The sequence below is a fragment of the Streptomyces flavofungini genome (assembly GCF_014650815.1).
GTDB lineage: Bacteria > Actinomycetota > Actinomycetes > Streptomycetales > Streptomycetaceae > Streptomyces > Streptomyces flavofungini.
Genome location: NZ_BMVR01000023.1, coordinates 1 through 21,530 on the forward strand (window position 1 = coordinate 1; position 21,530 = coordinate 21,530).

At 68.0% G+C, this 21,530-nt stretch carries 22 protein-coding genes and 3 pseudogenes; 6 read left to right on the forward strand and 19 right to left on the reverse strand.

Translation table 11 applies throughout. The features are described 5' to 3' along the window. Nucleotides 1-634 precede the first annotated feature (634 nt). Together IE274_RS36760 and IE274_RS40265 are read left to right on the forward strand one after the other, a co-directional pair. Nucleotides 635-1,368 (forward strand): annotated as a pseudogene (locus IE274_RS36760) (transposase). 93 nt (nucleotides 1,369-1,461) lie between these two features. Further along, nucleotides 1,462-1,629, forward strand: a pseudogene (locus IE274_RS40265) (IS5/IS1182 family transposase); the annotation flags it as partial. Between the two features lie 249 nt (nucleotides 1,630-1,878). Here the strand turns inward: IE274_RS40265 and IE274_RS36765 are convergent. From IE274_RS36765 to IE274_RS39860, 3 genes and pseudogenes are all read right to left on the reverse strand, one after another. Beyond that, nucleotides 1,879-2,691: pseudogene (locus tag IE274_RS36765) on the reverse strand (IS3 family transposase); the annotation flags it as partial. Then, nucleotides 2,688-2,960 (reverse strand): transposase, encoded by a 273-nt coding sequence (locus IE274_RS36770; protein ID WP_190120290.1) that lies wholly within the window; start codon nucleotides 2,958-2,960, stop codon nucleotides 2,688-2,690. The pseudogene IE274_RS36765 and the gene IE274_RS36770, both read right to left, overlap by 4 nt. 109 nt (nucleotides 2,961-3,069) lie before the next feature. After that, nucleotides 3,070-3,639, reverse strand: a complete 570-nt coding sequence (locus tag IE274_RS39860; protein WP_229910051.1) for a hypothetical protein — start codon at nucleotides 3,637-3,639, stop codon at nucleotides 3,070-3,072. On the opposite strand from IE274_RS39860, the gene IE274_RS39865 reads away from it, so the two are divergent. Next, entirely contained in the window at nucleotides 3,617-4,051 is a 435-nt protein-coding gene (locus IE274_RS39865) for a transposase family protein (RefSeq protein WP_229910052.1), read from the forward strand. The genes IE274_RS39860 and IE274_RS39865 overlap by 23 nt on opposite strands. A 717-nt stretch (nucleotides 4,052-4,768) precedes the next feature. On the opposite strand, the gene IE274_RS39870 is transcribed toward IE274_RS39865, so the two are convergent. Beyond that, nucleotides 4,769-5,020, reverse strand: coding sequence for a hypothetical protein (locus tag IE274_RS39870; RefSeq protein ID WP_229910053.1), 252 nt, complete (start codon nucleotides 5,018-5,020; stop codon nucleotides 4,769-4,771). An 18-nt stretch (nucleotides 5,021-5,038) separates the two neighbouring features. Between IE274_RS39870 and IE274_RS36780 the strand changes: the two genes are divergently transcribed. Continuing rightward, nucleotides 5,039-5,887 (forward strand): hypothetical protein, encoded by an 849-nt coding sequence (locus tag IE274_RS36780; RefSeq protein WP_229910054.1) that lies wholly within the window; start codon nucleotides 5,039-5,041, stop codon nucleotides 5,885-5,887. A 271-nt stretch (nucleotides 5,888-6,158) separates the two neighbouring features. Here the strand turns inward: IE274_RS36780 and IE274_RS36785 are convergent, their stop codons facing one another. From IE274_RS36785 to IE274_RS36855, 15 genes are all read right to left on the reverse strand, one after another. After that, nucleotides 6,159-7,625: an MFS transporter gene (locus IE274_RS36785; RefSeq protein WP_190120292.1), complete on the reverse strand. Its 1,467-nt coding sequence runs from the start codon at nucleotides 7,623-7,625 to the stop codon at nucleotides 6,159-6,161. A gap of 99 nt (nucleotides 7,626-7,724) precedes the next feature. Beyond that, complete coding sequence (locus IE274_RS36790; protein WP_190120293.1) at nucleotides 7,725-8,138, reverse strand: SRPBCC family protein; 414 nt, start codon at nucleotides 8,136-8,138, stop codon at nucleotides 7,725-7,727. 89 nt (nucleotides 8,139-8,227) lie between these two features. Beyond that, nucleotides 8,228-9,484 (reverse strand): ACP S-malonyltransferase, encoded by a 1,257-nt coding sequence (locus tag IE274_RS36795; RefSeq protein WP_190120294.1) that lies wholly within the window; start codon nucleotides 9,482-9,484, stop codon nucleotides 8,228-8,230. Continuing rightward, nucleotides 9,481-10,143 carry a 4'-phosphopantetheinyl transferase family protein gene (locus IE274_RS36800; protein ID WP_190120295.1) on the reverse strand — a complete coding sequence of 221 codons (663 nt, stop codon included), beginning with the start codon at nucleotides 10,141-10,143 and terminating at the stop codon, nucleotides 9,481-9,483. The genes IE274_RS36795 and IE274_RS36800 overlap by 4 nt, the downstream gene beginning before the upstream one ends. A 44-nt stretch (nucleotides 10,144-10,187) precedes the next feature. After that, complete coding sequence (locus tag IE274_RS36805) at nucleotides 10,188-11,078, reverse strand: DNA-3-methyladenine glycosylase family protein (RefSeq protein ID WP_190120296.1); 891 nt, start codon at nucleotides 11,076-11,078, stop codon at nucleotides 10,188-10,190. Beyond that, the gene (locus IE274_RS36810) at nucleotides 11,075-12,268 is read right to left on the reverse strand and encodes a beta-ketoacyl synthase N-terminal-like domain-containing protein (protein ID WP_190120297.1); all 1,194 of its coding nucleotides are present in this window, start codon (nucleotides 12,266-12,268) and stop codon (nucleotides 11,075-11,077) included. Before IE274_RS36810 ends, IE274_RS36805 begins: the two co-directional genes overlap by 4 nt. After that, on the reverse strand, nucleotides 12,265-13,548 hold the full coding sequence (locus tag IE274_RS36815; protein ID WP_190120298.1) for a beta-ketoacyl-[acyl-carrier-protein] synthase family protein: 1,284 nt from the start codon (nucleotides 13,546-13,548) through the stop codon (nucleotides 12,265-12,267). Before IE274_RS36815 ends, IE274_RS36810 begins: the two co-directional genes overlap by 4 nt. Before the next feature lie 28 nt (nucleotides 13,549-13,576). Next, nucleotides 13,577-13,987 carry a hypothetical protein gene (locus tag IE274_RS36820; RefSeq protein WP_190120299.1) on the reverse strand — a complete coding sequence of 137 codons (411 nt, stop codon included), beginning with the start codon at nucleotides 13,985-13,987 and terminating at the stop codon, nucleotides 13,577-13,579. A 5-nt stretch (nucleotides 13,988-13,992) separates the two neighbouring features. Then, a complete protein-coding gene (locus tag IE274_RS36825) occupies nucleotides 13,993-14,748 on the reverse strand; it encodes a cyclase family protein (protein WP_190120300.1) in 756 nt (251 codons plus the stop codon). Between the two features lie 15 nt (nucleotides 14,749-14,763). Further along, the gene (locus IE274_RS36830) at nucleotides 14,764-15,978 is read right to left on the reverse strand and encodes an NAD(P)/FAD-dependent oxidoreductase (protein ID WP_190120301.1); all 1,215 of its coding nucleotides are present in this window, start codon (nucleotides 15,976-15,978) and stop codon (nucleotides 14,764-14,766) included. Next, on the reverse strand, nucleotides 15,965-16,444 hold the full coding sequence (locus IE274_RS36835) for an SRPBCC family protein (RefSeq protein WP_190120302.1): 480 nt from the start codon (nucleotides 16,442-16,444) through the stop codon (nucleotides 15,965-15,967). The genes IE274_RS36830 and IE274_RS36835 overlap by 14 nt, the downstream gene beginning before the upstream one ends. After that, on the reverse strand, nucleotides 16,431-16,877 hold the full coding sequence (locus IE274_RS36840) for an SRPBCC family protein (protein WP_190120303.1): 447 nt from the start codon (nucleotides 16,875-16,877) through the stop codon (nucleotides 16,431-16,433). Before IE274_RS36840 ends, IE274_RS36835 begins: the two co-directional genes overlap by 14 nt. 7 nt (nucleotides 16,878-16,884) lie before the next feature. Then, nucleotides 16,885-17,406 carry an SRPBCC family protein gene (locus tag IE274_RS36845; protein WP_190120304.1) on the reverse strand — a complete coding sequence of 174 codons (522 nt, stop codon included), beginning with the start codon at nucleotides 17,404-17,406 and terminating at the stop codon, nucleotides 16,885-16,887. Continuing rightward, nucleotides 17,403-17,645 carry an acyl carrier protein gene (locus tag IE274_RS36850; protein ID WP_190120305.1) on the reverse strand — a complete coding sequence of 81 codons (243 nt, stop codon included), beginning with the start codon at nucleotides 17,643-17,645 and terminating at the stop codon, nucleotides 17,403-17,405. Before IE274_RS36850 ends, IE274_RS36845 begins: the two co-directional genes overlap by 4 nt. Before the next feature lie 60 nt (nucleotides 17,646-17,705). Further along, a complete protein-coding gene (locus IE274_RS36855; RefSeq protein WP_190120306.1) occupies nucleotides 17,706-19,109 on the reverse strand; it encodes a coproporphyrinogen-III oxidase family protein in 1,404 nt (467 codons plus the stop codon). Nucleotides 19,110-19,510: 401 nt separating this feature from the next. Here IE274_RS36855 and IE274_RS40270 point away from each other — a divergent pair, with 401 nt between their 5' ends. Next, nucleotides 19,511-19,891, forward strand: a complete 381-nt coding sequence (locus tag IE274_RS40270) for a reverse transcriptase N-terminal domain-containing protein (RefSeq protein WP_307822197.1) — start codon at nucleotides 19,511-19,513, stop codon at nucleotides 19,889-19,891. A 54-nt stretch (nucleotides 19,892-19,945) separates the two neighbouring features. Beyond that, the gene (locus IE274_RS36865) at nucleotides 19,946-20,911 is read left to right on the forward strand and encodes a GlxA family transcriptional regulator (RefSeq protein ID WP_372447276.1); all 966 of its coding nucleotides are present in this window, start codon (nucleotides 19,946-19,948) and stop codon (nucleotides 20,909-20,911) included. Nucleotides 20,912-21,530: the final 619 nt, after the last annotated feature.

Sequence of the window (21,530 nt, forward strand, 5' to 3'; positions counted from 1 at the left end):
GTCAATCGCCAAGGCCATCCTCACCCTTGAGCGGCAACGCTGAAGAAGCTCATTGTGAGAAAAGCGCTGCTGTGCTGTGCGTGGCGACGCAGAGTTTCATACGGAATTTCCATAGTTGATCTCCGGCAGTCACGTAGGCGTCATCTGCGAGCAGGGAAGCGATTTCAGAGGAATGCATCCCATTGAAGATCTGTAAGTAGTGGGCAGGGCAATGCGCGTGACCCGATAGGGTGTAGCGTCCCTTTTTCGCACTTCTTACTGGCTGTACTCATTAACCCGCGCGGGGTGTGGTCAGGCAAGGTCGGAGAGCGTGCTCCGTGCGTGCCTCCGGGCGTCGCTTTCACCCTTGCGCTTCTTGTAATGTCCGATTGTTGGGCTTTTGGGGGTTTTGGGCGCTCCCCGGCGGGAGCGGACCAAGGTCAGGATGCCAAGCGCAGCCGTATTAGGTTCCCCCGAGGTGCGGAGGAAGCTGACGGTGGGTCAGGCGGGTCTCATGAGTGGGTGGTTCGTGAGTCTGTGAGCTCTTTCAGCGTGGCCACTGATCGAGTGACGGGTTTGTGCTCCGCAATGGACGAGGATCCTGTGCCGTTGAGGGAGGTGTTCGAAGTCTCAACTCACCGGCACAGGAGCCTCGTTGGTTCGCTGTCCTGCCGCACTCGACCTGCCTCATGCGCTGGTCGAGTGGGTCACCATGCTCATCGTCGCCCGCGAGGGTGGCCGTCGCTGCAAGCTCCCGCCGCACCAACGTGCCCTGGTCGGCCTGGTGTACCTACGTCGGCACGACACACTTGCCCAGATCGCTGCCGACTTCGGCATTGCCGTCGGCACCGCCCACGCCTACACCGCCGCCGTGATCGACCTGCTCGCTGACCGTGCCCCCGGCCTGCTGCGGGTGCTGCGCGAAGCCGATCCCGACCACGTCCTGCTCGACGGCACCCTGGCCGAGTGTGACCGTGTCGGCGATGGCCGGGCCGACTACTCCCACAAGCACCGTCGACACGGGGTGAATGTGCAGGTAGTGACCGATCCGGCCGGCCGCACGCTGTGGATCTCGCCTGCGCTCCCCGGCCGCGGCCCGCACCCATCGGATCATCCGGATCTGTGAGCGCCAGGGCATCCCGGTCCTGGCCGACCGCGCCTACCTGGGCACCGGGCCGTGGGTGACGACACCACTCAGGCGCCCGCCCGGTCGCGGGCTGACGCCGACTCAGCAGACCGCCAACCGGGCGCTCTCGGCGGCGCGAGCACCCGTCGAGCGCGGCATGGCCCGGCTCAAGTCATGGCGCATCTTCCGTAGATCACGGTGCAGCCCGAATCGAATGACGTCAGTCGCCAAGGCCCGTCCTCACCCTGGAGCGGCAACTCTGAAAGAGCTCTATGAGTGGTTCTGGTGTCGCCTGATGGTGTGGGTGGAGTCGGAACGTGCCGATCCGGTGCCGGTGGCCTGCTGGGATCGGTGGGATGAGTGAACGCGAGCCGTACCAGAGCGACGTGACGGACGGGCGGCGGGCGTTGATCGAGCCGGTGCTCACGGCCTGGAAGAACCGGCACCGTTCCGTCAGCGGGCTCCAGGGCCGCTATCCGGTGCGGGAGATCGTGAACTCGATCCTCTATCGGTCCCGGACGGGGATGTTCTTGAGTTCGCGCAGGTTCGTTTCCCGGGACCCCGTCCGATCTAGCGCGATCAGGCGGGATCTTGCAGTTTCCGGGGGTGTTTTGAGGTCCGGCCGGGGCTGAACGGCAGTTTCCGGGGCTTTTGAGCTGACCCGAGTTTCGGAGAGTCCGATCTTGGTGGTTCAGGCGGACTGCGGGACTTGCTCCTGGCTCCGCCAGAAGGCTTGCTCGTACTCGGCGGGCGGTACGTAGCGGTACGTAGTCGAGTGCGGGGTGGAGGGGTTCTTCGCTGTGCCAGGTGATCCAATGGAAGATCGCCCGCTCGGCCTGGTCGCCGTCCTTCCAGGGGCCCTGCATCTCGGTCAGCTCGGCCTTGAAGGTGCCGTTCAGCGCCTCGGCCATCGCGTTGTCATGCGAGTCCGCGACCGAGCCGACCGAGGCGCAGGCGCCGATGTCGGCGAGCCGGTCGGTGTACCGAATTGACACGTATTGCGACCCGCGGTCGCTGTGGTGAATGAGGCCGGGATCCTTCTTGAACCTCCGTTGCCACAGCGCCATCTCCAGGGCGTCCAGCGGGAGTTCGGTCCGCATGGGGTTCGCGACCTGCCAGTCGGCGTTCATCCGGGAATGCACGTCCAGGACGAACGCCACGTATGCCCAGCCGGGCCAGGTGCGGACATACGTCATGTCCGCCACCCACAGCCGATCGGGGCGGTTCGCGGTGAAGTCGCGGTCGACCAGGTCCGGCGGGCGGGGCGCCGACGGCTCCGGGACCGTGGTGCGGCGCCGCCAGCCGCGGATGACGTCCTCCAAGCCAAGCTCGACCATCAGGCGCTCGACGGTGCAGCGGGCCACGTCCACGTCCTTGGGCCGAAGCGCGCGGGTGATCCGGCGGGTGCCGCAGGCGCCGCCCGACTCCGCGTGGATCTCCTCGACCAGCGGCATCAGCGTCCCGTCGCGGAGGCGGCGGGCCGACTTCGGCCGCTTCTTGCGGGCGAAGTACGTCGACGGCGACAGGTCCAGCGCCCGACAGACGGCATCGACCCCGAGACCTCTGTCACGCAGGTGGTCTATCACCTGCTCGGCCTCGTCCGGGGACGGTCGATCTCCTGGGCAAAGAACACCGACGCGGCTTTGAGGATCTCGTTCGCCCGCCTCAACTCGTCCTGCTCGGCGGTGGCCAGCCGGTCGTCGCGGTCGGCCTCGGCCTGGCGGACCCCGCCGCGCAGGGCCTCCTTGTGGATGCCCAGGTCCTTCGCGACGTGGGCGATGGGGCGGCCTGTGGCGTGGACCTCACGGATCGCGCGCTCGCGGAGCTCGTCGGGGTAATTACGGGGTGCTGCCATGGTGGTGGTTCTCTTTCGCCAGGACGGTAACCCTGGCATCAGGGACTCCACAAATCTCGGTACAGCTCACCAACCGGATCACCGACATCGTGAAGGCTGTCCTCGTCCTTCACCACGCCTCAAGCTGAGGTTGGAAAACGCTCAGTGAGGTTTTCTCAATGATGTCGATCGAGGTGGTGTTCGCAGTGGGGGGGCGGTCCGGTGCGGGGCCTGAACAGCATGTGAACCCCTGATAGGACGTGTTGTGTCCGCAACTCGTGCCTGTTGTAAGGGGCTTCACATGGTGCACTACTCCGCCATGCTCGATGTTCCGCGTCCCGTCGTCCAGTATCTGGCCCGGCTTCTGTGCGCCCGTCGACGAGAGATCGGCACGCCGAGGGGCTCGCGAGCCCTGAGCCCCTTCCGCCAGGCGGTCCTCGTGCCGCGCTGGTTCCGCGATCACGCCTGTGTGCACTGCCTGGCTCGCGATACGGGCATCTCCCGGGCCACCGCCTGCCGTTACCTTGGCGAAGCCATCGGTGTTCTGGCCGCCGAGGCGCCCGAACTTGCCGACGTCCTTGAGCGATGCCGGGACGAAGGGCTGCCGTTCGTCGTCCTGGACGGCACCCTCGTCCGCTGTGACCGTGTAGCCGGCGAGACCGAGCGCGGCACCGACCTTGTGGTACGCGATCCGGATCAAGCACTGCGCCGGCAACGTGCAGTTCCTCGCCACCCCCGACGGCATCCCGTTGTGGGTGTCCGGCGTCGAGCCGGGCAGCGTGCACGACCTGGCCGCCGCCCGCGTCCATGCTCTGCCGGACCTCTATCCGGCCATCCGGGACGGCCTGCCCGCCCTGGCGGACATTGGCTACCTCGGCGCCGGCGGCGGACTGCAGGTTCCCTTCCGGAAACACCCCGACCTGCCCGGCGACCTCGGCCTGGACAACGAGACCTACAACAAGCTCCACCGCGGGCTCCGCCTCCCCGCCGAGCGAGCCATGGCCGAGCTCAAGCAACGCTGGCGCACCCTCCAGCACGTCACCCTCAGCCCGAACCGGATCGGCGCCATCGCCCAGGCCGCCCTTGCCCTCAACAACGCCTGGCGACCTTGAACGTTGCGAAAACCTCAGTACCCCGATCGGCGAGTCCGTGCTCTGTGCGTCGCTGGTCTGCGGAAAGTACTGCTTCGCACAACTGGAGAGGTTCGGCGTAGCGCGCAGTCCGGTGCGTGGGACGGCTCAACCACGCGGCAGGGTAGGCCCCGCACGCTCCGCGCGGGACCAAGAGGAACGATCCGGCAGTGAGACCGCGGACACCCGGGACGCTGTAGTCGAGAACGCTGGAGACAGTGCCCGTATCCACGAGAAGGATGAGCTCGCTGCGCAGGTGGTCGGCGATCACGGGATGGCCGCCGTCGAGGGGAAGCGCAAGAGCGTCGAGTGTGTGAAGGCCACGCTCCAGCGGTGCAATGATGACGGCTTCCCATCCGGCGTCGACTCTGTCCCACGCCGTACCTACTTCAATGAGCTGTGTAGCGCCGCCACCTCCATACCGAAGTAGTCGAAACGTCTCTTCACTCGGATTGACGAATGACGCCCACCCAGGGGCAGTGTGCTTGGACTTGGCCACATCGGGACGTTAGCGGGCGTACAACTGGAAGTGGGCACGCACGGTGCGTGCTTCGTTATCCGGATCGGAGCTGGGCGGTGCGGAATCAGAGCGTCGGCCGCCGCGTAGCGTACTGGCGCGAGCAGCGACACATCACGCAGTCCGATTTCGGCGCTCTCATGAGGAAGTCCCGTCGGTGGGTTCAAGACCTTGAGGGCGGACTACGCCAGAGTGATCCCCGTCTCTCCGTGCTCGAACAGGCTGCGGCCGTCCTTCAGGTCCCGTTGGAGACACTCCTCCGCGATGTCCCACGCGCCCAGTGCAGAGACCGCGTTGAGCTCAACGCTGTCCGCGCTGCCCTGCAAAGACACGATGTACTCACCGGTACGACCGCCGATGAAACCGTCCTTCTGCCGGCAGACGTCCTTGAGCGCCGTCTGGCCCACGCAAGATCGGCCTTCCAGTCCGGCCACTTCGCCAGCCTCGGCCGCTTGATCCCCAAGCTCCTGATCGACACCAACCATGCTGTCGCCCACCGCCGCAACGCCGGGTGCCCCAGCGGTTTTCGCCTTCTGTCACTGGTCCTGGAACTCGCACAAGCAGTCGCGATCAAGTACGGCGACAGCAATCTCGCCCTGACCGGCAGCCACCGCGCTGTAGTCGCCGCCGAGCGTTCACAAGATCCGGTCGTCATCGCCTCAGCCGCACGGCACCTTGCCGACGCCATGATCATGCACGGGCAGGCTCACGCCGCTGTATCGTTTGCCCTCACCGCCGCCCAACGCCTCGAATCGGCGCTTCGCACCCGTCGTGCCGACGGTGTAAGTGTGCTCGGAATGCTCTACCTCAAAGCCGCCATGGCTCAGGCCGCAATCGGCGCCTCGGACGACCGGGCCGCCGCCGCAGCAGCCCGCACCGTCGCCTGCTTGCTCAAACAAGCCGACAAGCACGCCAAGGAACTCGGCACCGACGGCCTGAACGCGATGTGGACCGCGTTCGGCACCACGAATGTCCGCCTCCACCAGGTGGCCGCACATGTCCATCTCTCCCAGGCAGCAGAGGCCATCGCCGTCGCCAACGCCATCCCCGACACTGCCCTCAAGGCCCTGCCCAAGGAACGTCGCGCGCACTTCCTGGCCGACCTCGCCCACGGATTCACCCAAGTCGGCAACCACACCATGGCCGTCAACGCCCTCCTCGATGCCGAGAACCAAGCCAAAGAAGAGGTACGACGCCGACCACGCACCCGTCAACTCGTGGAGAAACTACGACTCCTCGGCACGGGATCCGCTGACAGACGCTTGCAAGCCCTGGCGATGCGCTGCGGACTACCCGGGTGATACGAACAAGCACACACCCCTGCCGCAACGACGCACGGAGAGCGCAGACTCATTGAGCCTCTTTCATCCTGTCCTGCAGGGCTGAAAGTGCCTGTTCAGTGCGGGTGTGCATGATGTGGCAGAGCCCCTTGTCGTTGGGGTTTTGGCCTCACTCGAACCGGCGCCAAGGGGCTCTGTGGTTCCGATCCTTCCATGCTCGATGTCCCGTACGAGCACGTCTTCTGGCTCCTCTACGACCGGCGACGAGAGTTCCAGTGTCTGGTGAAGGTCGTTAGATCGACAGCCCCGACCTGTCCTGGGGGGCGGGGTGTGGGGGAAGGGCGAGGGCGAGCAGGGCGATGACTGCCAGCAGGGCTGTGGTGAAGATCAGGGTGTGGCGGAAGGCGGTGATGAAGGCTTCGGGGTTGTGAGGCTGGGAAGAAGGGGCGAGCGCGACGACGGTGAGCAGGGCCGCGCCGAGCGCGTTGCTGAGCTGGGCTGTGGTGTTGAGGACGCCGGAGGCTGAGCCGGAGTCTTCTGCGGGGGTGGGGCGGAGGGTGACCTCGGGGATGGGCGTGATGGTCAGGCCCATGCCGATGCCGGTGAGGAGAAGAGTCGGGATCATGCGGGCGGTGGTGAGGTCGATGCCGTGGCGGGTGGCAGCCAGGAGGTAGAGGAGCATGCCGCTGGCCATGACGAGGGCGCCGAGGGTGATGACGTGGCGGTCGAGGCGGGGCAGGAGCCTGGGGACGAGGCCGCCCGCGGCGAGGGCGACGCCCAGGGACAGCGGTAGTGCGGTGAGGCCAGCACGGAGCGGGGAGAAGCCGAGCCCGTACTGGAGGTAGAGCATCCAGGTGAGGAAGAACAGGCCGATCGCGCACTGGAAGACGGCCTGGATGAGCAGGCCACAACTGAAGGGGCCCGCACGGAAGAGCGCGAGCGGGACCAGTGGTGTGCCCGCGCGGTCTGCGACTCGGTGCTCGTGCCAGACGAAGCTGGCCAGGACGACCGGGCTGGCGAGGAGGGAGACGAAGGTCCAGGCGGGCCAGCCGAGTTCGGGGCCTTGGATCAGCGGAAGCGTAAGCAGGAGCAGGCCGAGGGTGGCCAGGGCGACTCCGGGCAGGTCGAGGGTGGGGCGGCCGGGAGCCCGGGTCTCGGGGATCATCCTGGCGGCGGCGATCATGCCGACGATTCCGATGGGGATGTTGAGGAGGAAGATCGGTCGCCAGGAGAGGCCGAAGATGTCGGCGTTGACGATGAGGGCGCCGAGGAGAGGGCCGGAGACGGCGGCGAGGCCGAAGACCGCACCGTACAGGCCGAATGCCTTGGGGCGTTCGGCGGCGGGGAAGACGGCGTGGAGGGTGGCGAGGACCTGGGGGACCATCACGGCGGCGGCTGCGCCCTGGGCGAGGCGGGCGGTGACCAGGAACTCGGGGGTGGGGGCGAGTCCGCAGGCCAGCGAGGTGAGGATGAAGGCGCCCATGCCGATGAGGAAGAGGCATTTGCGGCCGGCGATGTCGCCGAGGCGGCCGCCGGTGATAAGGAGCAGGCCGAAGGCCAGGGCGTAGCCGGCGGCGGTCCACTGGAGCTGGGCGTTGGTGGCACCGGTGGTGGCCTGGATGCCGGGGAGGGCGACGTTGACGATGGTCGCGTCCAGGAGGTCCATGAACGTGGCAATCAGGACCACAGCGAGCACGGCCCAGCGGCGTGGGTACGGCGACGCGGGGACGGCTGACGCAGGTGCGGAGCTGGTGGCCATGGAGTGGTGGTCTCCCGGTGCGGTGGGCCTCCGGCGGGCGGAGGGGCGCGGTGGGCGGGCGCGGTCCGGTGGATCGCGCCCGCCCGTGTGGTTCGGTGCTCAGGCGGCAGCGAGGGTGACGAGTTTGGCGACGGAGTCGGGGATGTCGGCGGTGACCTTGGGTCCCATCTCGGGGCCGACGTGGTCAGCGGCGGGGCCGTCGATCTCGACGCGGTGGGTGACCTTGGTGATGTTGCCGCTTGGTTCCAAGGTGTGGATGAACCGGAGGGTGAGCTCGCCGAGCTGGGTCTCGTCGGTGAAGGAGCGGTGTGGCGTGGCCTCGGAGACGGTGAAGGGCAGCGTGCCCTGGCCCTTGGGGACGAGGGTGCCGGTGGTGCCGGCGGCGAGAGGGCCGTCGAGCTGCATGGATTCCAGGCCGCTGTCCCACTTGGGCCAGCTGGTGGTGTCGGCATAGAGGGCCCAGACGGCCTCGGGGGAGGCGGTGGTCTCCAGGCTGTATTCGTAGTCCCACATGGTGCTGTCGTCCTTTGCTGAGGTGGTAGGGGCCGGTTGGGAATGGTGTCCGCGGTGTGGCGGGGCACGGTCGGAGCAGGAGGAGGTGGTCATACGGGCTCCAGGTCCAGGGCGGCCGGGTGGGGCTGGAATCCGGAGCAGTGCAGTGCGGCGAGGGTGTGGAACAGTCCGTCGAGGTCGGCGCCGGTGCTGTCGGTGCTCACCACCGGGGTGGTAGTGAACCGGCCGAGGAGTTTGGACAGGGCGCGGCCGGGGCCGACCTCGATCCACAGATCGACGGAGTTGTCAGCGGCGCGGACCGCGGAGGTGAAGCGCACCGGGGCGGTGATCTGCTCGCTCAGGAGCCGTTTCAAGTCGGTGCCCGAGCCGAGCCGGTCGCCGGTGACGGTGGAGTACACCGGCTGGGTCGACTCGCTGAGGTGCAACGCGGCCAGGTCGTGGGCGAAGGCTTCGGCGGCTTCGGCGACCAGCGGGGTGTGAAAGGCACGCGACACCGGGAGGGGCGTCATCTCGATGCCGGTGGCTCCCGCCTGGTGACAGATCTCGGTCATGCCGGTCGTGGTGCCCGCGACGACGGTGTGGTCCGGGGAGTTCTCGCAAGCGACCCACGCCTGCTGGCCATCGGTGAAGTCGCGGGCAGTTTCCGGCGGACAACTGAGATTGGCCATGACACCGGGCACCCCGAGTTGCTGCATGCGTTGTCCGCGTACTGCGGCCGTTCGCAGCAGGGTCTGCTCGGTCATGGCTCCGGCCCAGTGCAGGGCACCCAGTTCACCGAGGCTGTGTCCCACTGCGGCCACGGCTTGGATTCCGAGCTGCTCCAGGAGATTCAGACCGGTGAGTGAGGCGGTGATGATGGCGGGCTGATCGACGCTGGTGTCACGACCCGGTCCGGTTGTGGCAGACGGGGCATCCGGGTAGCGGGCGGCGGCGAAGGGAAGCTGCCGGGCCCAGGCGCCGCCGTCCGGTTCGTACGGGACGGCCTGGCCGGGGAAGAGCAGTCCGATCCGGGGGGCGGTGCCTGCGTGGGTGTGGAGGAAGGTGCCGCTGCGGACGTCGAACCGGACCGCGTGGCCTTCGTCGAGCCACCTGCTGATCTTCTGGGCTGCCCGGACCAGCTGGCTGTGGTCTTGGACGACACAGGCCGCACGGACCCTGTCCGGAGCCGCGGTATCAATGCTGTGGTGCCGGGGGCCGGGGAGCAGCGTCGTGTGCGCCCAGGTCTCGACGAGATGCTGTCGCAGGGTGTTGGTGTCTGGTGCTGTGAACAGCACCAGGCGGGCGCCGTCGGGGCCGAGCGGGGCCTGGATCCGGGTTGTGCCGTCCGGGGAGTGCGTGTCGCTCATGAGGTGCTTCCTTGCGGGGCTGAGGCAACTGTGATGACGGAGTGCTGGTCGCGGTGCGCGGTGACGACCGACCAGGGGGCGGTGGGGTGTCCAGGGTGGTGGAGTTCCCAGGAGCTGTAGCGGTTGGTGGCGGGCCCCGGGCCGGGCGTCAGGGAGAAGGAGGGGAAGGGGAGGGCGAAGCCGAGGCCGAGGGCTTTGGCGTATGCCTCCTTGGCTGTCCAGATCAGCTGGAAGCAGGTGGGCTGCCGGTCGGTCGGCTGACTGCGCAGGTAGCGTCGCTCGACGGGGGTGAAGAAGCCGTCTGCGATGTCGTTCATGGCGGGCTGCGGGCGATTCGGCTCGATGTCGACGCCGACGGCACGGTCCCGGGCTATCGCGACGGCGAGGGTGTCACCGGCGTGGGAGAGACTGACGTCCCACGTCTCCCCGGCGACGGCCGCGAGGTAGGGCTTTCCGTGCGGTGAGAGCCGGAGCGGAACCCTGGCAGGGGGAAGACCGAGCCTGTGGGAGAGCAGGCACCGCAGGAAGATGCGGCTGGCGACGAACCGCTGTCCTGGACGGGCGGCCATGCGCACAGCGCGATTCCGCTCGTCCGGGGTGAGTACGGCCGCCGCGCTGGAGGACAGCGGACCGCTCAGATCGGCGCACCACAGCTCCACGCCAGGAGCTATCGCGGCTGTCCAGGCACGTGCTGCACGAGTGATCACGACCCGGCTCGCAGGTAGTGACCCCAGTAGCCCTGCTGGTCCCCGTAGTGCGCGGCGAGTTCGGTGAACTCGGCCTCGGACAACGATCTGCCGTAGACCTTAGCGGCGGCCTTGAGCCCGGCCGGGTCGGCGGGCATCTTCTCCATCCGCCCCAGGCCGCGGATGAGGACGAAGGAAGCCGACCAGGGGCCGATACCCGGCAATGAGAGCAGAAAGTCCTTGACCTCGTCGTACGGGCCGCAACGCAGGAACGCCTCGTCCGTACGTGCGTAAGTGTGGATAGTGCCGTGCAGGTAGCGGGCCTTGCGCTCGTTGCCGACGAGCGTGGCGAGGGCGCTCTCGCTCAGGGTGAGGAACTGGCCGAGGTCGGGGAAGGCCCACAGAGGGCCGGCGTCGGTCTCGACGCGGTTGCCGAAGTGGTCGACCAGGGCCTGTTTGGCCTTGCGGGCGGCGGGCATCGGGGTGCGCTGGGCCAGGATTGCCCAGCACAGGTGCTCCAGCGGGGTGGGGAACTTGACCTGGTGGTAGCCGTGCATGCGGCGGGCGACGGCGGCGAACGGCGGGTCGGCGCGTGCGGCGCGGTAGAAGCTGGTCAGGTCGTCGTCCAGGCTCAGGAAGAACGACAGCCGATCACGCGTCGCCGCGACCACAGGCTCGGTAAGGGGTTCGGCCGCGGTGAGGCGGCAGGCGACGGCGGGCTCGTCCTTGCTGCCGCCGTCGCTGAGCATGGCGGCGACGGTGACGCCCTCGGCGCGGAACGCCTTGGTGAGGGAGGTGCCGGTGGTGATCTGCTCGCCGCCGGTTGCGGGGAAGGAGCAGACGAAGTCAAGGGAGGCTGCGAACCGGTAGGGCGGTGCGGCGTCCAGCCGGATCTCCTGGGTGCTCACGCCGGACCTCCGGTCGCGGCCAGCAGCAGGCTCATCGCCTGGCCGTGGTTGTCGGTGCCATTGACCATGAGGCGCGCGGCATCCGGCAGCCGCTCGACGGCGGTGGGAAAGCGTCCGGCCGGCGGAGCCAGCACGTCTTCCAGCGCGCTCGGCGGGATCTCTGCGCGTCTCAGGGCCAGGCAGGCGGTCACCAGGCTGGTGGCCAGGGCAGCACCGAGCAGGTCGCCGTAGACGGCGGCCGGGGCGGCGAGCACGGCCTCGGGGCTGTCGGACAGCACGCAGGCCAGCGCCTCGTACTCGGCCGCATCGGCCGCACGGGTGCCACGGGCATCAAGGACGACACCGTCCACGGGGCCGGGCGCGGCGTCAAGGGCGTCGCACATCGCCTGGGTGAGGGAGTCCGCGATGCCGCAGTACTGCAGCTCGGCGTACGGGACGGCACCGCGGCCACGGGCCGTGACCGAGCTCTCCAGGACCAGGGCCGAGGCACCCTCCCCGAGTACCGCGCCATCAGCGCTCTGTGTGAACGGCGCGTAGCGTCCCGACGGCGACAGCTCGCCCTCGTCGCTGCGGGCGCGGTGCACCAGCGGGGTGAGCGGGGCTTCCACGCCGATGACGACCACCGCGTCCAGACGTCCGTCCAGGAGAGTGTGGCGGGCCATCTGCAGGGCGTGCCCGGCGCTGATCCGTTCGGCCGACAGTGTCTTGGACAGGCCCTCGATGCCCAGGGCGATGGAGATCTCGCCCTGCGGTGCGGTGGGGAACCAGGCGGTGGCCACGTACGGGTTGATCGCGTCGAGGTCAGGTCCCTGGTACAGCGGGGACATCTGCGGTTCGACATATCCCCAGCCGCCGGTGCAGTTGCCGACCAGGATGCCGATCCGGTCCCGGTTGGTGTCGTCGACCTCGATGCCGGCGTCGGTCAGGGCCTGGCGGGCGGCTGCGTCGGCCATCAGGACGAAGCGGTCCACGCGCTTGAGGTGGCGCTTGGTGAAGCCGTGCGGCAGCCGGGTGTCGTCGACGCGGCCCACAGTGACGGCCGGGTGGTCCTCGCCGTACAGCGGGGTCTGCTCGGTGACCGGGCGGCCGGTGAGCAGGGTGGCCCAGTAGGTGTCGAGGTCGCAGCCGGCCGGGGTGGCGACGCCGAGGCCGGTGACGACGGGGGCCGGGTGCTGTTCGGTGGTGTTCACGCGGCGCTCTCCTCGCAGGCGCGGATGATCAGGCTGGAGTGGATTCCGGAGAAGCCGCTGCTGGACTTCAGCACGGATGTCACCGGGCTCTGGCGGGCAGTGTTCGCGACCACGTCCAGAGCACAGGCGGGGTCCTTCTCGGTGAGGTTGATGGTCGGCGGGATGACGCCCTCGCGGATCGACATCACCGAGGAGACGATCTCGATGGCGTTGGCGGCCGACAGGCTGTGCCCGGTTTGAGACTTGATGGAGGTGACCGGGATGTGCGAGGCACGCGGGCCGAACAACTGGTGGAAGGCGTTGTTCTCGGCGACGTCGTTCAACGGGGTGGACGAACCGTGCGTGTTGATGAAGTCGACCTGGTCGGGAGTGAGACCGGCATCGGCGAGTGCTCCGGCCGAGGCACGGACGATCGGGGCGCCGTCCTGCGGCATGCTCGTCATGTGGTAGCGGCTGTTCACGCTGTCGAAGCCTGCTATCTCCGCGTAGATCCGGGCGCCACGGGCCAGGGCGGATTCCAGGGACTCCAGGACGACGATGCCGCAGCCCTCGGCGAGGACGAAGCCGTCACGGTCCCGGTTGAAGGGGCGGCTGGCCTGCTGCGGCGCGTCGTTACGCGTGGACGTCGCGTTGATCTGCGCGAACGCGGACACCACCAGCGGAGTGATCGGAGCGTCGGTGGCACCGGCGATCACCAGGTCGAGGCCGTCGTGCCGGATCGCACTGAGTGCCCAGCCCATGGCGTCCACACCGCCGGTACAGCCGGTCGCCATGATCCCGTGACGCCCGCGCAGACCGAAACGCTTGGCTACCTCGGCGCTGGTCGCGTTGAAGAGGAAGGGGTTGGTCAGGCCGGTGGTGTTCTCGCCGGGCGGCACGGGCTCAGCGCCAGAGCGGGACTGGCGGGCGTAGAGGGCTTCCATCCGGTTGATGTGGGAGATCGCGCTGGCGATGTGCACGCCGGTGCGTCGCCCGTCGTACCGAGCCAGTTCCTCGGGTCCCAGGCCGGCGTCCGCCAGTGCCTCGGCGGTGGCCTGCATCGCGAAGCGCAGGCTCCGGTCATCGCCGTCCGCGTCGGCCAGAGACTGGGCCAGGGTGGGCCCGTCGTCCCAGTGGTCGGCGACGCCAGCGATCTGGCTCATGTGGGCGGGGATGGCGAACTCGTCGATCCGCCGGACCCCGGAGGTGCCGTCCAGGCTGCGCTTCCAGAAGTCGTTCACACAGGCGCCGAGGGAGTTGACCGTTCCCAGGCCTGTCACGACCACACGCCGCTTGTCCATGTCGCGTACCTGTCTTTCGGAATCTGATTCAGCGCCGGGCGGGCTGGGGCTCGAGGAGCTGGCGCAGGGTGCCCAGCTCGCTGTGCATCCGTGCGGTCTGCTGGCGGGCCGCCGTGTCGTCCGCGTGGTCGGGGAGCGAGACGGTGAACTCCACCTCGGTGCCTGTGCCGGCTGGGTGCAGCAGCAGGGATGCCTGTTCTTCGCGCCCGTGGATGAGCGAGCAGATCGCTATCTCCTGGGCGCAGTCCGGCAGTTGGTTGTGTTCGGCCCAGGTCTGGATCGGACCCATCGCGGACTCGGCGGGGTAGCGCTCGTCCTCGGGCTCGCCCACAGATCGGAAGAAGCCGGTCCACTCCGGGAGGTGGGGGACATGGGCGAGGTAGTCCCCGGTGCGGTCGATGCCGGCCGGGACGATGACGCTGGCGGTGCAGACGGGCATGGTGGTCACTCCTCGACCATGGCGACGACGCGGCTCCAGCCGGCGCCGGCGTCCTTGAGCTTGATGGGGAAGCAGGCCACCGTGAATCCGGTGGGACGGCTGATGGCCGTCAGGTTGGAGAGCCGTTCGATGTGGCAGTACTCGCGCTCGCGGCCGTAGACGTGGGCGGGCCACAGCTCGGCCTGATCGCCGCTGGCCTGGTAGGCGGCGAGCATCCGGCTGAAGGGCGCGTCGAATCCGAAGCTGTCGACGCCCATGACCTTCACGCCGTGCTCGACGAGGTAGGCGGTGGCCTCCCGGGTCACGCCGCGGAAGTCGGTGAAGTACTCCGCTGAGCCCCACAGCCGGTCAGCACCGGTGTTGATCAGCACGATGTCGCCGGGGGCGAGGGTGTGCCCGATGCGCTTGAGCTCGGTCTCCACCTCCTGGGCGGAGACCGGCTCTTTTGCCCCGGTGTCGCAGTGGAGCAGGACGCCGGGGCCGTAGAACCACTCCAGGGGCAGCTCGTCGATCGTCCTGGCCCGCTTGCCCTCGGAGAACGGGCCGTAGTGCGCGGGCGCGTCCACGTGGGTGCCGGAGTGGCTGGTGAGCTTCACGTGCTCCAGGGAGATGCCGAGCCTGTCGGGGAACTCCTCCCGGCCGATGCCGCCGGCCCTGCCGAGGATGTCCGCGCCTTCGGCGTGGGAGACGAACTCGATCTCCACCGGAACGGGTTCGCTCGCGGTCGGCTCGACCATGACGCTCAGATCGACGAATCGCATGACAGCAGACCTCTTCTATAGGTGCTGGAAGGAGTTACGAAGGGACCTGACCGCATCCTGGGGGCGGCCGCACTCCTGTGGCCGGGACAGCAGGGACAGCAGCGGGACCAGGGCGGGGAGGTGGGGGTCGGCCAGCACCGGACGCAGCGGGGCCAGCACATTCCAGTGGCCGTCGTACGACCCGGAGCGCGCGGTCTCCTGCTGGGACTCCACGAACCGGCGATGGGCACCCGCCGCTTCCTCCCGCGCTCCGGCCGAGGTGGCGCTCAGGACACGGTGGGCGGTTTCGGCGGCGTGCACGCCGGTGGCGAGCGCCAGATCGACGCCGGTGGAGAAGAACGGGTCGAGGAATCCGGCCGCGTCACCGGCCACGGCGAACCAGTCGCCGGCCGTACGGGAGCAGAGGAACTCCTGGTTCAGCGCGGGAATGAACGGCAGCACCTGGCGTGCCCCGGCCAGCATCTGGGCAAGCGCCGGATCCTGCGCGACGCTCTCGTGGAACAGCCTCTCCAGCTCCCTGCCGTACGGAGCGGAGCGCTCGGCGCCGGCCACCACCCCGACACTGACCCGTTGCTCCCCGACCGGGATGACGAACGCGTAGCCGCCGTCCAGAGCGATCAGCGTCATGCCTTTCGGATCCACCAGACGGTGCGGCCCGTCGAGGACAAAGTGGGAGAAGACCGCCTGCCGGGGATCCAGCGACTGCCCGCCCTCCCAGGTTCCCTGCGTGTGGGCGATGACAGCGCTCTTACCGGAACCATCTATGGCAAATCGCCCCGTGAGTGTGCTGACGCCCGAGGCCGACGTGCAGGTGACGGTCGTTTCACCGGCGACACCCGTCACGCTCTCCACGCTGACCCCGGGCCGGTACTCCGCCCCGGCGGTGACCGCGGCGTCCAGCATCAGCTGGTCGAAGGCGTTGCGGTCCAGCCGCACCGAGGCGGGCGCGGTCGGGCCCTTGAGGGAGTACAGCGTCAGCCGAAGGCCGAAGCCAGAACAGCTGTCGACCAGCTCGACGCGCGTGCTGCCGTGCAGCGCGGAACCGAGACCGGTTACCCCGAGCCACGTCAGGAGGGCGGCTGAGCGGCCGCTCCAGGACTCCGGAAGATGGGTGCCCGGGAACCCGCTCTGGTCCAGCATGATCACGCTCAGTCCGCTCCGGGCGGCCTGCAGCGCCGCGGCGCTCGCGGCGGGACCGGCCCCGAAGACGATGACGTCACTGTCCGGCATGGGCCTGCTCCTTCCTGCTGAAGTGATCGGCGAAACGATCGAGGATCGCGCCGACGCGGATCTCGAAGGACTGCCCAAACCGCGCCCGCCGGGCGCCGAACGCCGCGGCGGACTCTCCCGGCTCGTCGCGCAGGCGGTAGTCGCGCGTTGCCCGCACCGTGCACCCTCCGCCGGGCGCGTCCTGGATCAGCCAGGCTCCCCGGTGCCACGACATCATCGGCGGCGGTTGCGGGGTGAAGAACTCCATGTCGTGCCCGGTGGTGCGGAACCGGACGGTACGGATGCGCTCGATCCGGCCGTTGCGTTCCACCGCCATGGTGAACTCCTGATGCACGGGATCCTCGTAGAGGACGGCGACCTCGGAGATCGGCTCCCACACCCGGTGCCAGGCGGTGATGTCCCAGAACAGGGGGCCCACGCGGGACGCCGGGGCCGCCATGGGGCGGCTGACGTCAACGCGGTCCATCGGCCTCGACTGCCTTGCGGAACAACTCCAGGTTGGTTGAAAGGAACCCGCGCAGTCGGTTGCCGAACTCCGCCTCGGTGACCCCGAGCGGGTTTCCGTCGGCGAGCGCGAAATCGCGGCTGGCGACGACGGTGGTGCGTCCGCCTGTCTCCTCGAAGGCCCAGCGGCCGTTCATCCGGGCCAGTCCCGGCGGAGTGGTGCTCTGGAAAAGCTCCAGCTCCGCCGGAGGACGGCAGTAGCGCACGCCCTTGACGGTCTCCGGTCCGGCCGGGCGGTCCACCGTCATGGTGAACTCCTGGTGGTAGCCGTCGAAGTAGATGACGTTGACCGCGACGACGTCGGGAAGGATCTGCGGCCAGCGGTCCAGATCGGCGAACGCCTGGTACACGGCCTGGACCGGGGCGTCGACGGTGACGGATTCCGAGACGATCACGGGAGGCTCACTTTCCGCTGCCGGTCAGAACGGACTGCCAGGTTTGCAAGGCCAGCCGGGAGTGACTGGCCAGCACGTCGCAGACCTGCTGGGCGGAGCTCTTGCCACCGCCGGGCGGGTAGACCTCGGCGGCCTCGGCATCCCTGAGGTTCCACACATGGGTGACGGTCACCCGGCAGCGCTGCGGCCCCTCCGCCTCGAAGCGCCAGACACCTCCGTGGTGCACCAGATAGGGAGGGGGCTCGGGCTGAAAGAACTCGATCTTCCTGTCCTGGCAGTTGCGGATGGAGCGGACCTTCAGCACCATCCCCTCGGAGTCCACGGTCATGTAGAACTCCTGGTACTGGCCGTCGTTGTACTGCACGTCGATCGCCGTGACGTGCGGAAGATACTCGGGCCAGGCGCCCATCCGGTGCAGAGCGGCGTAGACGGTGTCCACGTCACGTTCGATGACGATGCTCTCGGTGCAGCGGTGAGCGAAGCCCTCGGCGGAGTCGATGGTCAGCACGGCGGCGGTGGCAGTGGTCATCGGGAAGCACCCGCCGGCTGTCCCAGCAGCGCCGCGACGTCGCCGAGCGAAACCAGCCGGCGCAGCACCTGCGGCCGGTCGGCCATGGCCTCGCCGCGCAGTTTCTCCACGGCGGTCACCATCTGCGCGATCTCCTGGGAATCCATGTCGATGTCGTCCCGCAGACGGGACTCCAGGGTCACGTCGTCGGCGTCGATGTCCATGGCGGTGAGGATCTCGACGAGCACAACAGGCAGCACAAATACTCCTTAGGGCGTGTTCATGGGGTGAAGAGAGAGGAGAACGTGGCAGGAGACGGGTTAGCCGATCCAGTCCTCTCGGCGGCCGGAGAACAGGTCCACCATCGGGGTGTTCATCGACCAGTGCGGCGTCTCGGGAGCCGAGGTGTCACCCCAGAACCGCGGATTGGTGAACTCGATCATGACGTTCATGTGCCAGTCCCGGCCCAGCTCGGTCAGCACGAGTCGGTCTTCGCGGAGCTCGGCGAGCCCACGCTCCAGGAGACGGTGCACGGTCGGCGCGAAGTCGTCCTCGAAGCGGGTGCCGAAGCGCGCGAAGTAGCCGTCGAACTCGACCTGGAGGTACTGGAGCACGTTGATCACATAGCGCTCACGCCGGGTCTCCGCGTCCAGCTTGGCGGAGGCCGCGGTGATCGGATGACGGCCGGTGTCCACCGCCTCGATGTACCCCTCGACGTTCTTCGCCGAGCCGATCCGCTGGCCGTTCACGAAGCCGTAGGCGCCGGGCCCGACGCCGAGCACCTCGACGTCCTGCTTGAAGGTCCACTCGTTGTAGACGTTCTCCCAGCCGGGACGGGCGAAGTGATCGAACATGTACATGTTGAAGCCCATGCCCTCGGCCGCGTCGATCAGGTCGAGGTACATGTTCTTGACGTACGACGACTCCTTGTCGACCGGCGGCGGGACCTTGCCGCCCTGGATGAACCTGTCCTGCGGCGTCCCCTCATGGATCCGGTACAGATACGTCGTCAGATGCTTGATGTCCAGGTCACGGAGCTGCTCCAAATCGCTCTGCCAGGTCTTGCGGGAGTGACCGGGCAGGTTGTACATCATGTCCATCTGGATATTGGTGAACCCGCGCTCGTTGAGCGCCCGGATGACCTCGATGCTCTCCTGCGCGCCGTGCGGCGAACCGATCACCTTCAGCAGAGCCGGGTCGAAGGACTGCACACCGAGGCTGACCCTGGTGATCTGAGAGGAGGCGACGAAGTCGAGCTTTTCCTCGTCGTAGTCGCGGGCGTTGCCCTCCAGCGTGACTTCGCAGTCCTGCACCACCGGGAAGCACTCGAAGATCGTGTCCACGATCTTCTTGAGGTGCTTGGTCTCCAGGATGGTCCCGGTGCCGCCGCCGATGTACACCGACCGCAGCTTGCCCGTGCTCCACCTCCGATAGCCGGCCCAGCGTCGTAGGTCGGCGACCAGAGCGTCGACGTAGCGTTCCTCCTTGTTGCGTGAGTCGTGGATTGACAGCAGCTCGATGAAGTACGGACACGAGTGGCACCGCACGCGGCAAAACGGCACCGAGAGATACAGGACGTAGTCCTCGCCCTGCTCGTCCATGCCGAGGTGCTCGGTGACGAGCTCGTCTCCGAGGGTGTTCTCCCACAACGTGGGCGGGTAGAGCAGGAAGGGCGTCGTGTACTTGACGGGATACGGCGTGGCCGTGGCGGCAACCGTGGTCATGAACGAATCTCCAGGAATGCGGCGATGACGAGGGAGCCGACGGGAGGCGGGCCTCGGAGAGGAGGCACAAGGCAGCCGCTACCTGTCAGGGCCAAGAAAGGACTGGCGAAGGGGAATTGCCTGCGGGAGGCCGCCACCCGGGCCGGTCACTTTCGGGCATATCCATGGTTACCGGCCGAGAACGGGGGATGCTACCCGCGAAGCCGTACAGGGCCCAGAAGGTGGGAATCACGTCTAGCCATGAGAGTGGCGAGAGCCGGATGTGCCGCGACGGTGCGCGGCTGGAAACCGGGGCTGCAGGCCGGGACCTCTCCCGGCGGTTCCCGCATAACGGGCCGGACAGGGCAACTGCCCCGGTCTGAAAGGGCGCCGACGCGGGCCGGGCGAGCCTGTGAAGGCCGATGGACAACGGCACCGGAACCGGGGGGGGGCAAGCCGGACGCCACGACGACGCAGACGAGTGGGGCGGTGCAGACCGTCACAGGCCGCTGTCGCTGGGTGAGCGGACCCGAGGGCAGCGTCACCGGCCGGGCCGGGCCGGGCGGGGATCGACTGGCGACAGGCCGGGGACGGCGTACGCCGTTCTACGGCAGGCGATCTGCACGGAGCCGCAGGCAGGGGACCTGGAGAAGGCCCGTAACCCGCAGAAGCTGATGCTCCGTTCCCGGGCGAACGCTTTGATGAGCGTGCGGCGGGTCACGGAGCTCAACGCTGGCCGCGCGACGGCCGGGATCGCGTCACACCGCGGCCACACGTCCCCCAAGCATAATGAAGCGGCGTAAAAGGTGGGAATCCTGTCATTGCGGCCAGGCGTATTGATGCGCACACTGAGGTGTGTGAGAACCCGAAGTGTGCTGTTTGTGCTCTGTGACGGTGTGGCCTTGTTGGACGTAGCCGGCCCCATGGACGTTTTCACCGGGGCCAATGCCTGGGCGGCCCACCGGTCAGCGGGGCCGGCGCCCTATGCGGTGACCACGGCGAGCTGCGGTGGCGCGCCGGTGCGCACGTCCTGCGGCATGACCGCGGTGCCGGACGCGGACCTCGATGCCGTCGGCGCTCCGCACACGCTCTTCGTGCCCGGCCTTGAGGCCGGGCCTCAGGGCGAATTCGTCCGGCCGGACGTCGTGGCCTGGCTCAGGAGACAGGCCACGCAATCGGACCGGATCGTCTCCGTCTGCACCGGAGCTTTCCAGCTGGCGGGAGCCGGGCTGTTGAGCGGTCACAGGGTGACGACACACTGGAGCGCGGCTCAGAAGCTGGCCCGGGAGTATCCCCAAGTGGAGGTCGACCCCGACCCCATCTTCATCAGGGACGGCAAGGTGTCCACGTCCGGAGGCGTCACCAGCGGCATCGACCTGGCCCTGGCCCTCATCGAGGAAGACCTGGGGCGCGAGGCGTCTTTGGTTGTCGCCCGTCATCTGGTGGTCTTCCTCCGCCGTCCCGGCGATCAGCGGCAGTTCAGCACGCAGCTGCGAGCCCAAGTCGCACACCGGTCGTCCCTGCGCGATGTGCAGCAGTGGATCGCCGACCACCCCGACGCCGACCTCTCCGTCACAGCGCTGGCGCAGCGGGCCAGTCTCTCGCCCCGGCAGTTCAACCGGGCCTTCACCGCCGAAACCGGAATGCCGCCAGGACGCTACGTGGAACAGGCCCGCCTCGAGACCGCACGCCGCCTCCTTGAGGACGACCGCGACAGCATCGACCAGGTCGCCCAGAGCAGTGGGTTCACCCCCGAGGCCCTACGTCGTGCCTTTCACCGCAACCTGGGTCTCTCACCCACCAAATACCGTGACCGCTTCTGACCGGGGTCCGCACGGCGGCCTACCGGTAGTTCGTCAAACCGGTAGCTCGTCAAACCGAGCGGTGGGGATCGAAGGAACATCCCCCATGGGGGTGTTCGGGCATACGTTCAGCGTGCTGGTGAGGGCTGCGGCTTCGGCCGGGCCGGTGCTGAGCTTCCACCGGGTCTTGATGGTGACCCAGGTGGTCGCATGCCCGCAGGCGGCAGCCCGACCGCGACGCGGGTTCTGTCCGTAGCGGTGGCTCCGTCCCATTCGGCGGCCCCGTTGTACCGGGTGGTCCTAGCGGTTCTCCATTGCTCTCAACTGGAGCCGGTCACGCCTGCCCGCGCGGCGGTCGAGAGGCCGTGGTTCGTGGACGGCACGCTGATCCCAGTACGCGACCGGGTGAGGAGAAGCGTGCCGTCTACCGCACGTGCGGGTCGACATCGTGCAATACGTTCACCGCGATCAAGAACTGCAGGTGTTCCACATCTGAGCGAAAGTAACGTCTCCATGCCGTGAGCGTGAAAATAGTTCATGCCCATCGTTGTATGTCGTGAGTCCGTGATGGTCTCGGTGAAATCTGATGTGAATGCTGTGATGAAATACGAGGCGTTATGCACCCATCCGTCGCCTTCTT